At 67.9% G+C, this 13,385-nt stretch carries 15 protein-coding genes; 5 read left to right on the forward strand and 10 right to left on the reverse strand.

What is annotated here, in order from left to right:
* Window positions 1-3: 3 nt before the first annotated feature.
* The gene (locus AB4Z47_RS22115) at window positions 4-1,224 is read right to left on the reverse strand and encodes an AI-2E family transporter (protein WP_441953217.1); all 1,221 of its coding nucleotides are present in this window, start codon (window positions 1,222-1,224) and stop codon (window positions 4-6) included.
* A gap of 73 nt (window positions 1,225-1,297) precedes the next feature.
* Window positions 1,298-2,350, reverse strand: coding sequence for an NAD(P)-dependent alcohol dehydrogenase (locus AB4Z47_RS22120; RefSeq protein ID WP_441953218.1), 1,053 nt, complete (start codon window positions 2,348-2,350; stop codon window positions 1,298-1,300).
* 335 nt (window positions 2,351-2,685) lie between these two features.
* On the opposite strand from AB4Z47_RS22120, the gene AB4Z47_RS22125 reads away from it, so the two are divergent.
* Window positions 2,686-3,804 carry a S1C family serine protease gene (locus AB4Z47_RS22125; protein WP_441953219.1) on the forward strand — a complete coding sequence of 373 codons (1,119 nt, stop codon included), beginning with the start codon at window positions 2,686-2,688 and terminating at the stop codon, window positions 3,802-3,804.
* Between the two features lie 9 nt (window positions 3,805-3,813).
* Here AB4Z47_RS22125 and AB4Z47_RS22130 read toward each other — a convergent pair whose 3' ends face one another.
* The 3 genes from AB4Z47_RS22130 to AB4Z47_RS22140 all read right to left on the reverse strand — a co-directional run bounded on the left by AB4Z47_RS22130 (window position 3,814) and on the right by AB4Z47_RS22140 (window position 5,963).
* Window positions 3,814-4,380 carry a vitamin K epoxide reductase family protein gene (locus AB4Z47_RS22130; protein ID WP_441953220.1) on the reverse strand — a complete coding sequence of 189 codons (567 nt, stop codon included), beginning with the start codon at window positions 4,378-4,380 and terminating at the stop codon, window positions 3,814-3,816.
* Window positions 4,377-5,153 (reverse strand): DsbA family protein, encoded by a 777-nt coding sequence (locus AB4Z47_RS22135; protein WP_441953221.1) that lies wholly within the window; start codon window positions 5,151-5,153, stop codon window positions 4,377-4,379. Before AB4Z47_RS22135 ends, AB4Z47_RS22130 begins: the two co-directional genes overlap by 4 nt.
* Before the next feature lie 234 nt (window positions 5,154-5,387).
* Entirely contained in the window at window positions 5,388-5,963 is a 576-nt protein-coding gene (locus AB4Z47_RS22140; protein ID WP_441953222.1) for a TetR-like C-terminal domain-containing protein, read from the reverse strand.
* A 90-nt stretch (window positions 5,964-6,053) separates the two neighbouring features.
* On the opposite strand from AB4Z47_RS22140, the gene AB4Z47_RS22145 reads away from it, so the two are divergent.
* The gene (locus AB4Z47_RS22145) at window positions 6,054-7,391 is read left to right on the forward strand and encodes a carboxylesterase family protein (protein WP_441953223.1); all 1,338 of its coding nucleotides are present in this window, start codon (window positions 6,054-6,056) and stop codon (window positions 7,389-7,391) included.
* Window positions 7,392-7,575: 184 nt separating this feature from the next.
* On the opposite strand, the gene AB4Z47_RS22150 is transcribed toward AB4Z47_RS22145, so the two are convergent.
* From AB4Z47_RS22150 to AB4Z47_RS22165, 4 genes are read right to left on the reverse strand one after another with little or no spacing between them, the layout of a single operon-like run.
* On the reverse strand, window positions 7,576-8,421 hold the full coding sequence (locus AB4Z47_RS22150) for a polyphosphate kinase 2 family protein (protein WP_441953224.1): 846 nt from the start codon (window positions 8,419-8,421) through the stop codon (window positions 7,576-7,578).
* Window positions 8,422-8,438: 17 nt separating this feature from the next.
* Window positions 8,439-9,155, reverse strand: coding sequence for an ESX secretion-associated protein EspG (locus AB4Z47_RS22155; RefSeq protein WP_441953225.1), 717 nt, complete (start codon window positions 9,153-9,155; stop codon window positions 8,439-8,441).
* Between the two features lie 5 nt (window positions 9,156-9,160).
* On the reverse strand, window positions 9,161-9,814 hold the full coding sequence (locus AB4Z47_RS22160; protein ID WP_441953226.1) for a hypothetical protein: 654 nt from the start codon (window positions 9,812-9,814) through the stop codon (window positions 9,161-9,163).
* A gap of 40 nt (window positions 9,815-9,854) precedes the next feature.
* Complete coding sequence (locus tag AB4Z47_RS22165) at window positions 9,855-10,247, reverse strand: hypothetical protein (RefSeq protein WP_441953227.1); 393 nt, start codon at window positions 10,245-10,247, stop codon at window positions 9,855-9,857.
* 180 nt (window positions 10,248-10,427) lie between these two features.
* On the opposite strand from AB4Z47_RS22165, the gene AB4Z47_RS22170 reads away from it, so the two are divergent.
* The gene (locus AB4Z47_RS22170; protein ID WP_441953228.1) at window positions 10,428-11,156 is read left to right on the forward strand and encodes a GntR family transcriptional regulator; all 729 of its coding nucleotides are present in this window, start codon (window positions 10,428-10,430) and stop codon (window positions 11,154-11,156) included.
* A gap of 80 nt (window positions 11,157-11,236) precedes the next feature.
* Window positions 11,237-11,428, forward strand: coding sequence for a hypothetical protein (locus tag AB4Z47_RS22175; RefSeq protein WP_441953229.1), 192 nt, complete (start codon window positions 11,237-11,239; stop codon window positions 11,426-11,428).
* A gap of 76 nt (window positions 11,429-11,504) precedes the next feature.
* On the opposite strand, the gene deoC is transcribed toward AB4Z47_RS22175, so the two are convergent.
* Window positions 11,505-12,173 (reverse strand): deoxyribose-phosphate aldolase, encoded by a 669-nt coding sequence (gene deoC / locus AB4Z47_RS22180; RefSeq protein ID WP_441953230.1) that lies wholly within the window; start codon window positions 12,171-12,173, stop codon window positions 11,505-11,507.
* Window positions 12,174-12,327: 154 nt separating this feature from the next.
* Here deoC and AB4Z47_RS22185 point away from each other — a divergent pair, with 154 nt between their 5' ends.
* Window positions 12,328-12,891: a GNAT family N-acetyltransferase gene (locus AB4Z47_RS22185; RefSeq protein ID WP_441953232.1), complete on the forward strand. Its 564-nt coding sequence runs from the start codon at window positions 12,328-12,330 to the stop codon at window positions 12,889-12,891.
* Window positions 12,892-13,385 lie beyond the last annotated feature (494 nt).

The following is a 13,385-nucleotide window of genomic DNA, read 5'->3' on the forward strand; positions in this document are numbered from 1 at the left end:
GCCTCACCGTGCCGGCGGTTTTCCGCTGCCGGAGAAGCGAATACGCAACTTCCTGGTCCATTTTCGGCGTGGCTGCTTGGGTTCCGGCGGATTGATGTCGAGGCCGGGCTGGACGTCGTAGCGGCGGATGTACGCGCTGGAGAACGCCTGAACCGTCGCGGTCACCGGAATGGCGAGCAGCGCGCCGGTCGGGCCGAGTAGCGCCGCGCCCGCCAGCACCGCGCCGAACGCGACCGCCGGGTGCATGTCCAGCGTGGTCGCGGTGATGCGCGGTTGCAGCACGTAGTTTTCGAACTGCTGATAGAGCACGATGAAGCCGAGAATCCACAGCGCGGTGCTCGGGCCGTGCACCAGCGCGACGATCACCGGAAGCGCGCCCGCGAGATAGGTACCGACCGTGGGGATGAGCTGCGAGACCACACCGACCCAGAGCGCGACCGCGAACGCGGAGGGAATGTCCAAGACCCGCAGCGCGGCGTAGTGCGCGACCGTCGAGATGAGCGCGAGCAGGCCGCGCGAGAAGATGTAGCCGCCGGTCTTCGCCACCGCGATGTCCCAGGCGCGCAACACATGCCGCTGTCGCCGCGGCGGCAGTAGTGAGCACACGGCGTGGCGGAAGCGCGGGCCGTCGGCGGCGAAGTAGTAGGTGAACAGCAGGATGCCGAGGCCTTGGAAGACGGCGCCGATCGCGGCGGTACCGATACCCCATACGTTGCCTGCCAACCCGGTCAGGTAGCCCTCCAGGTTGGAGCTCCAGTCGGTGGCGTACTTCTGGATATCCGTACTGGACACATCGGTCTTGAACGTGCGGTTGACCCAGTCCACGGCCCGGTCGGCATAATCGGGCGCATTTCGCACCAGTGTGGTGGCCTGATCGATCAGCAGGTTACCCAGTGTCCAGCCGAAGGCGACGGCGAGGGCGGTCACGGCGAGGAACACCAATCCGGTGGCGGGACCTCGGCGCATGCCGCGCTGGGCCAGCCAGTTCACCGCAGGCTCGATAGCGAAGGCGAGGAACAGCGAGACCAGCAGAACCGTCAGCAGGCCCTGCAACTTCTGGAGCACCCAGAAGCCCGCCACCAGCCCGGCGACCGTCGCCGCGGCGAGCAGGAAGGCACGCAGCAACCACGGCGGCGGACTCGAGGTCGCCTCAGCGGCAACCACCGCCTTGTCGGCGGACGCGCCCCCGGGTCGTGTCGTTTCGTCCTTTTCCTCCGCAGACACAAGGCCAACCTACCCATGCCGTGGCCCGGTTCGTTGGCCGACACCGCCTGTCCGCGCCGGTCCGCGACGCGGGTCACATGGTCGCGATGTCGATGACGAAGCGGTAGCGCACGTCGCTGGCCACGACGCGGTCGTAGGCGCCGTCGATCTCGTCGGCGGAGATCAGTTCGATTTCTGCGCCGATGCCGTGCTCGGCGCAGAAATTCAGCATCTCCTGGGTCTGCGCGATGCCGCCGATCATCGAGCCCGACAGTGAGCGCCGATATCCGGCGAGGGTGAACGGCTTGACGGTCAACGGATGCTCGGGGAGGCCGAGGATCACCAGGGTGCCGTCCAGGTTCAACAGCCGCAGATAGTCGTCCAGCGGAAGGTTCGCCGAGACGGTGTTCAGGATGAGGTCGAACCGGCCACGCAGGTCACGGAAGGTCTGCTTGTCGCTGGTCGCGTAGTACCCGCTCGCGCCGAAAAGTTTGCCGTCGTCCTGCTTGCTCAACGAATGGCTCAGCGCGGTGACCTCCGCGCCCATCGCCGCCGCGATCTTCACGCCGACATGTCCGAGCCCACCCATGCCGATGATGGCGACCTTTTTGCCCGGCCCGGCGTTCCAGTGCCGCAGCGGCGAGTACAGCGTGACGCCCGCGCACAGCAGCGGGGCTGCGACATCGAGCTCGATGCCCTCCGGGATCTGGACGACGAAGTCCTCGGTCACCACAACCTGCGTCGAGTAACCGCCGAGGGTATGCCCGCCGGGCTGCACCGCCGGGTCGACCGGGGTGTTGTAGGTCATCGTCGCGCCCGCGGTGCAGTACTGCTCCTCGTCGGCGAGGCAGGGCGCGCAGACCCCGCAGGAGTCCACCATGCACCCGACGCCGACGCGGTCACCGACGTGGTGTTTGGTCACCGCGGATCCGACCGCCGCGACCAGGCCCGCGATTTCGTGTCCCGGCACGCAGGGGTACCTGGCTCCGCCCCATTCGTCGCGCGCGGTGTGGATGTCGGAGTGGCAGATTCCCGCGAACTTGATGTCGATCAGTACATCGCGCGGACCCAGGTCCCTGCGCTCGATCGTGACCTTCTCGAACGAGCCATCGGCTGCGGACAGCGCATAGGCGACAGCTGTGTTCATGACTCCACCTCGCTGGCGCTCGGCTCCGCCATGACCACCGAGGTGGCTGCGCTGATTGTTCGCTCGCTGCGCTCGCTCATGACTCCACCTCGCTGGCGCTCGGCTCCGCCATGACCACCGAGGTGGCTGCGCTGATTGTTCGCTCGCTCATGAATACATGCCTACCGTCGCATGGGTGCGGTTGCCAACCACGGGGGACGGAAGCGGCAGGGTGGGCCGGTGGTGGCCGCCTCCGCGCGGCGCGGAGCGAACCTACCCTTGTGTTTCCTGATCTTCGGCGAAGATCTGCGGCCACAATGGAATTGGTCAGCGGTTCAGCCTAGGCGGGAGAACCCATGGACGAGGAACGGCAGCACGTGACCCGGCGCCCGTCGGGCGGCGGACGCGCGCTGGTGATGATAGTCACCATCGTGCTCGCCGTGACCGCATTTCTCGGCTATCGGGACCAACTGCCGAGCCGTAACTGGTCCCACCCGTCCGAGATCGCGACCCCGATCACCCTGGCGCCGCCCGCGCCACTCGATCCGATGTTCGTCGAGGCGGCCGTAGAGTCGGCGCTGGTCAACATCAACGCGTCCGCCAAGACGTCCGGGCTCGACGCGGCCGGGTCCGGCATCGTGCTCACCGCCGACGGAGAGGTGCTCACCAGCCACCACGTGATCAAGGGCGCGGAAACCGTCACTGTCACCGACGTCGGCAACGGAACGGTATACGACGCCACGGTGCTCGGGTACGACTCCGGTGCCGACATCGCGCTGCTCGGCCTCTCCGCCGCGTCGGCGCTGAGGATCGCCACCATCGGCAGCTCGGCCGACCTGCGTGTGCGGGACGAGGTGATGGCGATCGGCAACGCAGGCGGGGCAGGCGGCACCCCGACCGCGGTTCAGGGCCGCATCACGGATCTGGATAGCGCCATCGTGGCGGTCAACGCCGTCGACCTGTCGCGCAAATCGCTCAGCGGCATGCTCGAGGTCGCTGCGGCGGTCACGTCGGGCCAGTCCGGTGGGGCATTGGTCGACCGGCAGGGGGATGTGGTCGGGGTCATCGCCGCGGCGTCGGGCGCGTCGGCGCGCTCGGACGCCCGATCGCCGACCGGCTACGCGGTGCCGATCGACACGGCCATGCAAGTGGTCCGCCAGATCCGTTCCGGCACCCCGACCGACACCGTGCACATCGGCCCGACGGCCACCCTCGGCGTGATCACCTCGAACGCACTGCCCGCCGGAACCGGCGCCCGTGTGGACGCCGCGATCTACGGCATGCCTGCCCATTCCGCGGGACTAGGCGTGGGCGACGTGATCACCTCGGTCGACGACCGCGTGATCACCAGCGCGAAATCCCTGCGCGCGGCGCTGAACACGCGCAGACCGAACGACACCGTGCGGCTGGCCGTCACCGGCCCGGGCGGACAGCGCACGGTGGCGGTGGTGCTGACCGTGGGCCCGCCGAACTGATCCGCCGGATCAGACCAGCGACAGCCAGTAGTCCTGGAAGCGCAGGAACACCAGCAGCAGGACCACCGCGTAGAACAGCGCGACGATGGTCCAGCGCCACTCGACAAGTACGCCGAGCGGGCCGTGTGAACGCCCCCAGAGCTGGTCGGTGATCACCGCGAGCAGCGGCGTGATGATCGCCCACACCACCAGGCAGTACGGGCAGAGCGCGTTGATCCGGTAGAGGCTTTCGAAGATCAGCCAGCAGATGAAGCCGACGCCGCACGCGGTACCCAGCCAGAGACCGCCCCAGATCCAGCGTGGGAAACCCACCCCGGCCACGGCAAGCGCGCCGAGGGTGACCACAACGGAGAATCCGACGATGCCGATGAGCGGGTTGGGGAACCCGAACACGGCCGCCTGGTCGGTCACCATCACCGACCCACAGGACAGGATCGGGTTGATGCTGCACGACGGGGTGTAGCCGGGGTCGGTGAACAGCTTGAACCGTTCGACCGTGAGCGCCACCGCGGCCAGCCAGCCCGCGAGTCCGCCGATCAGCAGGATCCACGCGGCCCGTGGCCCGGTGGTGATCACTGGGCCGCGGCGGCAATCGTGGGCGCGAGGCCACCGGGGCCGAAGATCTCCTGGCTCGACTGGATCTGCTTGCCGTTGACGAAGATCGACGGAGTCGACTGGATGCCGCTTTCCAGCACGTCCTTGGTGCGGGCCTGGATGTACTTGTCGTATTTGCGTTCGGTGATGCACTGGGCGACCGCACCGTCGGTGTAGCCGGCGTCCTTGGCGATCTGGATCAGTTTGTCGTCGGGCAGACCGCTGCCGCCCTCCGCGGGCTGCTGGGCGAACATCGCGGCCAGCCAGGCCTGGTACTTGGTGGGGTCGGATTCGGCGACGCAGTAGGAGGCATTCGCCGCGCGCGAGGAGTACTGGGTGGTGGAGGCCTTGTCCAGGAACGCGATCACGTTGTACTCGACCTTGGCTGTGCCGTTGTTCACCGCGTCCGCGAGCACCTGGGAGTTGGCCGCCTCGAAGGCTTTGCAGGCGGGGCACTGCAGGTCGGCGATGACGCGAACGGTCACCTTCGCGTCCGGCTTGCCGATCCGGACGGCGCCGTTGTCGGTGATCGAGCCGGGGGTGCCCCCGGTATTCATGTTCCCGGTCGCGGCGATGGACGGTGTGGGGCCGGGGTCGTCCTTGCGGGCCTTCTTCACGGCGATGCCGATGCCGATCGCCGCGACGAGCCCGACGAGCACGGCGGCGACGGCCACCTGGATGAAGATCTTGCGATTGCGGTCGGCGCGTTCCGCCGCCAGCAGCGGGTTCGATTTCCCACCCGGGTTCTTGCTCACCGTGCGCTCACCACGCCTTTCGCTCGCCTGCCGGTTCCTGCCGCCACGATGGTAGATCCTCCGAATACGTCCCCGCGTGATCGGGCCACGGTCCACATCATCGCGGGTGAACCTGAGAGATTCCGAAATGCCGGGCGAGGATACGCGCGTCGGTGTCGGTCGGTGCGGAAGGTATCGGTCAACCCGCCGCGATTTCGGTTATCGGTGCGATGCCGGTCATCCGGGTGCCGTCGGTCAGCGCGGGGTGATCCCGGCGAGGACGAGATCGACGGCAGTGTGCGCGAGGTCGGTGGGCAGTGGACCGCCCAGTTGTGTGACGTGCAGATGCACCAGCCCACCGAGCGCGAGCATGGTCAGTCGTGGGTCCACGGTCGGAGCCAGCTCGCCGCGGGCGATGCCGCGCCGGACGATCTCCTCGGACGCCGCCAGCCGCCGCGCCCAGAATTCGCGCCGCGCCGTTTCGGCATCCGGATCGGTGTCGGCGACCACCGTGCCGCGGATCAGGGCGAGGCCGGACGGCGTCTGGGCGAAGCGGATCAGGTCGGACATGAAGGTCTCCAGGTCGCCGCGCACCGCACCGGTGTCGGGCAGGGGGATCTCTTCGGCGACCCGGGACAGCAGCGCGTCGAGCAGCAGTCGGGGCAGGGTCTTCCAGCGCCGGTAGATAGAGGTCTCGTGGACACCGGCGGCCACGGCGACGTCGGTGACCCGCACGTTGCCGATGCCGACGGACTCGACGCGCGCGAGCGTCGCGTCGAGCACGGCTTTCCGCAGCCGCGCCCCGCGGATCTGCGCGGAGGATTCGACCATACGCACAATTATCGCAAGTCCACTTGCGTTGTTTGGACCCGGCTCGTAGCGTCTATCGCAAGTCGACTTGCGATAGAAGGTGAGAGCGGCATGCATGATGTGGTCGCACCCTCCGGGCACTGGGTGGGCGAAGTGGTAGGTGACGTCGCGGTGTTCCGCGGCATCACCTATGCGCGGGCCGAGCGGTTCGGTGCGCCGGAGCCGGTCGCACCGCACGACGGGGTATTCGAGGCGATCCGGCGGCATGCCATCGCGCCGCAATTGCCCGGTCGTCTCGAAGGGGTGATGGGGCGGGCGGAACCGCTGGAGCAGTCGGAAGACTGTTTGGCGCTGACCGTGACCACGCCGGCGCGCGCCGAGCCCGGCAGCTGCCCGGTACTGGTGTGGCTACACGGCGGCGCCTATCTCGCCGGTAGTGGGCAGTGGAATCTGTACGACGCCGACCGGCTCGTGCGCGAGACCGGCATCGTGGTGGTCTCGGTGAGCTACCGTCTCGGTGCGCTCGGATACCTTCGGGCGCCGGGCGTTTCGGCGGGGAACCTCGGTCTACTGGATCAAATCGCGGCGTTGCGCTGGGTGCGGGAGAACATTCGCGCGTTCGGCGGAGATACCGAGCGGATCACGTTGTCGGGGCAATCAGCGGGCGCGCAGTCGGTGCTGGCGCTGCTCGGCATCGAGCAGGCCAGGCCGCTGTTCGCGCGCGCGATTGTGCAGAGCGCACCGTTCGGTGTCGGGTTCCAGAACCACCGGAGGGCCGAGCGGGTGGGTGCGGTGTTCCTGGCCGAGCTCGACGCCGACCCACACACGGTAGCGGTGCCCGATCTGCTTGCCGCGCAGGCCCGTACCGTCCGCCGGACGGCGGGGCCGGGCGCGCTGAACTCGGCGCCGCCCTTCCTGCCCGTCGCCGACGCGGGCCCGTTGCCCGACGAGCACTCGTGGCTGAAGAAGGTGCGCGGCGCCGCCGCCGGGCTCCACGTGGTGATCGGGTGCACGGCGGAAGAGGCGCGGGCGTTCTACGGGGGACCGCATCCCGTGTTCGCCCCGGTGCGGCAGGTGCCGATGATCGGGACCAGGCTCGCCTCCGCCGCGCAGCGGGTCATCGGTAGAAAGGTGTTCGAGGACGGCATGTTCCGGTTCGCCGATCAACTGGCCGACGCCGGTGCGGACGTCTTCTGCTACCGCGTCGGACAGCTGCATCCGGCGAACCCGTACGGCGCCTGCCACTGCATCGACCTGCCGCTGCTGTTCGGGGACGGCATCGCCTGGCGCGACGCGGCGATGCTGAAACCACTCGCCCCCGCACAGGTCGAGGCGCTCGGCGTTCGAATCCGCGGATACTGGGGCGAATTCGTGCACACCGGACGGGTCGGCGCCGCGCACTGGCCGCCGCACCGGCCCGGCTCGCGCTTGATCCAGCATTTGCCCTGAGCCGAGCCGATCGCGGGGCGACCACGCGGAGCTTCCCTCGACTCGCACGCCCCGGCTGGTCGGTGCGCTTGCCCGAGCGGTCGTTGTTCTCCGAACCACCGCCGACGAACCCGCCTTCTGCATCCGCTTTGTCGCCGAGGAAGTCCGGCCCCTGGTCTCCTGACCAGAGGCGGCGCGGCGCGACTCAGGCCTGCGCGAGCCGCCGCTTCTGCTCCTCGACATCGAATTTCGCTGGGGGCCAATCGAGTTCCAGCCGCTCGAGCGCGTCGATGAGCAATTCGGTGACCGCGAGCCGTGAGTACCACTTGTGGTCGGCAGGCAGCACATGCCATGGCGCGTACTCGGTGGATGTGCGGTCCAACATTGTCTGGTAGGCCGCCTGGTAAGCGGGCCAGAACGCGCGCTCGTCGATGTCGGCCGAGCTGAACTTCCAGTACTTGTCCGGGCGCTCCAGGCGCTCGGCGAGCCGCTTCTTCTGTTCGTCGAGTGAGACGAACATGGCGACCTTCACCAGGGTGATGCCCTCGTCCACCAGTTCGCGCTCGAAGGCGTTGATCTCGTCGTAGCGCGGCTGCCACTCTATGGGCGGCACCAGGTTGTGCACCCGCACGACCAGCACGTCCTCGTAGTGCGAGCGGTCGAACACCCCGAGCTGACCGGCGCGCGGGAGCGCCTTGCGGATACGCCACAGAAAGTGGTGGCGCTTCTCCTCCGGTGTCGGCACGCCGAATGCGGCGTGGTCGACGCCCTGCGGGTCGACCGAGCCGATAACGTGCCGGACGATGCCGCCTTTGCCCGCGGTGTCCATGCCCTGCAATACCAGCAGCACGCTGCGTTTATCTCCGGAGCGGCCGTTCGCGTAGAGCTTCTCCTGCAGATCCGACAGCACCAGGGCGCGTTCGGCGAGCAGCTCGGTGCCCGCCTTCTTGTCGCCCGCGAACCCCGGCCGCCCGGACGTGTCCAGCGCGGCAATCCGTAACCCGTCGGCCCTCAGGGCATCGGTAGCTGCAACAAGCCAATGCTTCGCCATGTCCTACACCTAACCAATCAGATACCAGCCAAGCGCTGCAATTGAGTGGCGAAATCCTCATCGGAGACCGGGGCGAGGATGAGGTCGTGCGCGGTGGTCAGCATGTACCGCCCATCACCGGTGATGTCCAGCCATGTGCGGTGGCGGGTCGGCGGCGACATGGGGTTGTCCGGTTCCACGGTGACGGTGATGAAGCCGCGGCCGTCGACTGGTTTGCACAGGGTTTGACGGAATCGGGCTGCGCCGCAGTGACCGTTGGTGGCGAATGGTTTCGGGTGGTCCGGGCCCAGCACCGCGTCCTGCGGCTCGCGCATCGGTCCGAGCCTGCCCGGCTGGGCGGACCCGATGATCTGCACCAGGCGTTCGCCCATGGCCCGTGCATGGCACATCAGCACGGTCACCTTGTCCGGGGTGGCGACCAGGATGCCGGCGTGGTTGTGCACCACCGCGGCGAAGGCGAGGATCCGTTCGGCATCGGCGTCCTCTCCGTTGCGCGGGAGGGTGGAGCGCTCGCCGGAGATGGTGATGGTGGTCGCGTCGGTGCGGGCGCAGACCATCAGGGCGGCGGCCAGGTCGGGATCGGCTTGGCGGGCGAACCGCTGCGGCAGACGTAATGCGCGATATTCCGATGCGGTGCGCACGATGGCCGGCGGCACCATGTTGATCGGATAGGGTCTCCGGTCCAGACTTGTTTCGTTTGCCCAGACATGCGTGAACTCGTCCGGGGTGAGCACCCATTTCACCGTGCGCCGCCTCCACGGACGGAGCCGGGATCGGGCGGGACGCCTGCCGGCCCCTGCGGCTGGGGGAATTGCGGAACGCGGTCGCCGGAAGCGGGCATGGTCGTGGCGTAGACGTAGGTCATCGTGTCCCGGACATCTGCCTCGATGTCGGCCGCCGCACTGTCGTGATCCATCCTACGTTTCCCGCCGTACACCGCCTCGGCGGCTGGGTCCTCCAGCGGCCGGTACCGCTGCGGCGGCGGGATCGCACCCCGGACCGTTTGCGCGGCATCGCCATTCAACTCCATAAGGCGCGCTATTGCGCGACATACATCGTGCGCCTCGGTGCCCGCGCGGACGAATTCCCTTGTCGCGCGTACTGCGGCGTCAGCCGCGCGGCCCGACCAGTGCGCGAATTCTCGGTTCGTCGTGTCGGAGAACGCCTGGAACGCTTCGGCGACCGCGCGGGCGTTCGCGTGCCATGCCTCGGCGGTCCGGTTGAGCGCGGCCGGGTCGAGCGCCTCGTGCACCAGCTCCCAGATCTGCTGGTGGGTATAGGCGCCGAACAGTTCCCGATCCGGTGCGTACGCGGGATCGGTTGCTCCTTCGGTGAATCCGGCCAGTTCCTGCCGGATGCCGTCGGCGGCGGCGCGAGCCACGAAGTCTGCCAATTCGTTACCCCTCAGTCGATCCCGGCGCGGAAGTCCGTACTCACCTGGGCTCCAGGTACTCGGTGATCAGTCGCAGGGCCGCCTGGTTCGCGGCCTCGGCTTCGGCAAGCCGGTTGGCGGCAGCCAGGTACGCGGCCTTGAACAGCAGTGCCGTCTCCTGGAACGCCGCAAGCGTGTCCAGATACTGGCTGCCTTTGTCTGCGAATCCGCGTGTGAGACCATGTCCGGTCGGCAGATTCGGGAAGCCGGTCACGTCGGTGACGAGATGCCGGTCGGCCATGGCCTGATGCAGGTCGTCGACTAGTTTGTCGCATGCCGCGGCGAGGTTTTCGGCGACCGCGGTGTCCAGTGCGAAGGGCTCGTCGTCACCTTCGCCGATGGCCGCCGCGTACAGCTTTCGAGCCGTCCCCTGTCCGGTGTCGGGTACCGCCATCTGGAAGCCCCCTTCCGTTCGGTCCTGTCCGTACCGCGCTGTACTGGTCCGGCAACTCTATCGGTCGGCTGTGCCCTGCGGGACCGGCTCGGTGCGGGCTTGTGCGAGCTCTCGGTGCACGGGCGTGCCGTTGTTACACTGGCCAGTCCGAGGGGCGGTGTCCGCGGCGGAAGGCGACCGGTGGCCGAAATTGATGAAGGGCTTCCGAAATATCTCCGGATCTCGGGACATCTCCGTGAGCAGATCGAGCGCGGCGAGCTGGCTCCCGGCGCCGAAGTCCCCTCCGAGCGCGAGCTCGCCGCGCGCTGGAAGGTTGCCCGGCCCACTGCGGCCAAGGCGCTGAATGCCCTGCGACAGCAAGGGATTGTGGAATCGCACCGTGGGTCGGGGACCTACGTGGTCGATCGGCCCGCGCTGATGCGGGAGGGGACGCCGCGATACGGGCCGTCCTTTGCCGAGGGCCTGTCGGTAACCGTACTGGAAGCGGCGGTCGTCGCAGGGCCGAGCGAGGTCAACGATATGCTCGGCCTGCCTCAGGGTAGTGCGGTAGTTACGCGGAAGCGGCTGAGCGCCACAGATACCGGTGCGATGGAGCTGGTGATCTCGTGGTTTCCCGGCAGGTTCGCCGAGTCCGCCGCGCTGTTGCTCGACGCGAAGCGGCTACCCGGCGGAACGCTGCGCTATCTGGAATCCGCGATCGGTCGGAGCGTCGCGTTCGTGCGTGAGCGTGTCGGCGCGCGACTGGCCACGGCGGACGAGCTGCGTCATCTCGGGCTGTCGCGGCCCGCTGCGGTGCTGGTCCGGCACCGCACCGCGCACGACGTCGACGGGGTGGTGATCGAGTTCGACGAACTGGTGCATCCACCCGGACACTGGGCACTCCAGCGGGAGTATTCCACCAGTTCATAGGCCAATTTCCGACGTTGACACCCTCGAATCACAAGTGGCATAGTCCACTTGTCGGAAGTATCGAGGGGTGGGAGAGCGCGATGTCCGATCAGTTGACCATCGGCGGCTGGGTAATCGTTGGGGAGCACTGCACTGTCCGACTGGCGCCACTATCTCGGGACAACTATTTGGCTTTCGTCTTCGAAAGCGGCGGAAACGAATTCGAACTCGCGCTGTCGCCGGCTGTCCTCCACCGCATGGTCGCCCTCGGTGCCGCGCCCTCCACCCTCTGACCTGGCCCGACGAGTGATGCATGGCTGCGGCGAGCCGCGAACGGCCGCACCGTGGTGTGCCACTCGATGCGTGAATTCAGGCCGGAAAGCCGTCGAGCACCTCGCGAGACTTCGATAGTCCCAATCGGGTCGCGCCGGCTGCGATCATCTCGGCCGCAGCCTCGGCGGTGCGGATGCCGCCGCTGGCCTTGACACCGAGCCGCCCGCCGACTGTCGCCGCCATCAACCGCACCGCGTGCGTGCTGGCGCCGCCCGCGGGATGGAATCCCGTGGAGGTCTTCACGAAATCAGCTCCTGCGTGCTCGGCGACCCGGCACACCTCGACGATCACCTGGTCCGGCAGTGCCGCGGATTCGATGATCACCTTGAGCAGTGCCCGATCGCCCACCGCCTCGCGCACGGTGACGATATCGGCGAGCACCGCCGTGTAGTCACCGGCGCGCGCCGCGCCGACGTCGATCACCATGTCGACCTCGTCCGCGCCCTGGTCCACCGCGAGCCGCGCCTCGGCGCCCTTCACCAGCGAATGATGCTTGCCCGAGGGGAATCCGGCGACTGTCGCGACCACCAGCCCCGGCGCGCGCACCGGAAGCATGGATGGCGACACGCAGATCGCGAACACGCCGAGCGCACGCGCGTCCTCGACCAACGCGGCGACATCGGCGGTTGACGCCTCCGGAGCCAGCAGCGTGTGGTCGATCAGGCCGGCGACTTCAGCCCTGGTCAGCGATGCGGAACTTGCCATGGGGTGAGAGTCTGGCATACTGCGGCGAATTCCATTGCGCGCCTCCGCCGCTTCCCGCACACTCGTAACTGGTTGGCGATTCGACGATAGTGACGCCCCGGTCGAGGCGACTAACGTGTGCGATGAGCCCAACTTCGTTCGGGAGGAGACGACCGTGCTGATCCGTCGCGAACGCGCTGACGACGCTACTGCGATCGCGGCAGTGCACCGCAGCGCGTTCGCACCGCAATACGCTGACCGCGTCGATGTCGGCGGGTCGCCACCCGCGCCCGGCGACGACCGCAGCGCGGACCCGCCCGAGGTGGACTTGATCGCCCGCCTGCGCAGCGACGAGGGCTGGATCCCGACTCTCTCGATGGTGGCGATCGAGCATGACAGCGTCATCGGTCACCTGTGCCTGACCAGGGCAGCGGTCGGCCCATTTCCGGTATTGGCGCTCGGCCCGATCGGGGTGCTCGCCGATCATCAGCGCGGCGGGGTCGGCTCGGCGCTCATGCACGCGGCCCTCGGCGCCGCCGACGCACTCGACGAGCCGCTGATCGGCGTGCTCGGCAGCTCGGAGTTCTACCCGCGCTTCGGCTTCGTCCCCGCGGCGCGAGTCGGTATCGCCCCCGACGAACCCGCTTGGATCACCCACTTCCAGGTACGGGCGCTGTCTGCCTACGACGCGCAGATCGTCGGCGAATTCCGTTATACCGAACCGTTTTACGAGCTCTGACCTGGGCATCGGCCAGCCACATGAACGGCGTGCACTGTCCGTCGCGCCACTCCGGCGCAGGTAACGAGCCTTGAATAGGCATCAAGGCTGTTTGCCGACACTCGAGTGAGGTGTTGAACACCCAACTCGACCCACACGACTCGAGTCTTACAAACCCCTGCTCCGCATCGGCTTACTCGGGCTTCCCATCGCAGCATTGCCCGTTCGCGGCCACTCGTGTCCGAGCGGCCTGGGTCCGCGGTATGGCAAGTGGCGTTCGGTGGGACCATGCGATGCGGGGTGGGCATGCGGTGCCGCAGGCGGGGCCAGTTGACAGAACCTGCCTCTTGCCTGCTGATGTGACCGCATCGAGTCACTTCGGTTTTCGAGCGTCGTGAGATCGGGTATTGCCGGTTCGTGGCCCGGCTTGTGTCCGAGGGGTGGTTGCGTCCGCGGTATGGCAAGTGGCGTTCGGTGGGACCATGCGATGCGGGGTGGGCATGCGGTGCCGCAGG

This window comes from Nocardia sp. 2TAF39 (assembly GCF_052114905.1).
Lineage (GTDB): Bacteria > Actinomycetota > Actinomycetes > Mycobacteriales > Mycobacteriaceae > Nocardia.

Bases quoted from the DNA above. Each gene is read 5' to 3' on its own strand.
- AB4Z47_RS22145 (WP_441953223.1), top strand. From the start codon at position 6,054: ATGCATGATGTGGTCGCACCCTCCGGGCACTGGGTGGGCGAAGTGGTA.
- AB4Z47_RS22165 (WP_441953227.1), bottom strand. From the start codon at position 10,247: ATGGCGGTACCCGACACCGGACAGGGGACGGCTCGAAAGCTGTACGCG.
- AB4Z47_RS22150 (WP_441953224.1), bottom strand. From the start codon at position 8,421: ATGGCGAAGCATTGGCTTGTTGCAGCTACCGATGCCCTGAGGGCCGAC.
- AB4Z47_RS22125 (WP_441953219.1), top strand. From the start codon at position 2,686: ATGGACGAGGAACGGCAGCACGTGACCCGGCGCCCGTCGGGCGGCGGA.
- AB4Z47_RS22140 (WP_441953222.1), bottom strand. From the start codon at position 5,963: ATGGTCGAATCCTCCGCGCAGATCCGCGGGGCGCGGCTGCGGAAAGCC.
- AB4Z47_RS22175 (WP_441953229.1), top strand. From the start codon at position 11,237: ATGTCCGATCAGTTGACCATCGGCGGCTGGGTAATCGTTGGGGAGCAC.
- deoC (WP_441953230.1), bottom strand. From the start codon at position 12,173: ATGGCAAGTTCCGCATCGCTGACCAGGGCTGAAGTCGCCGGCCTGATC.
- AB4Z47_RS22120 (WP_441953218.1), bottom strand. From the start codon at position 2,350: ATGAACACAGCTGTCGCCTATGCGCTGTCCGCAGCCGATGGCTCGTTC.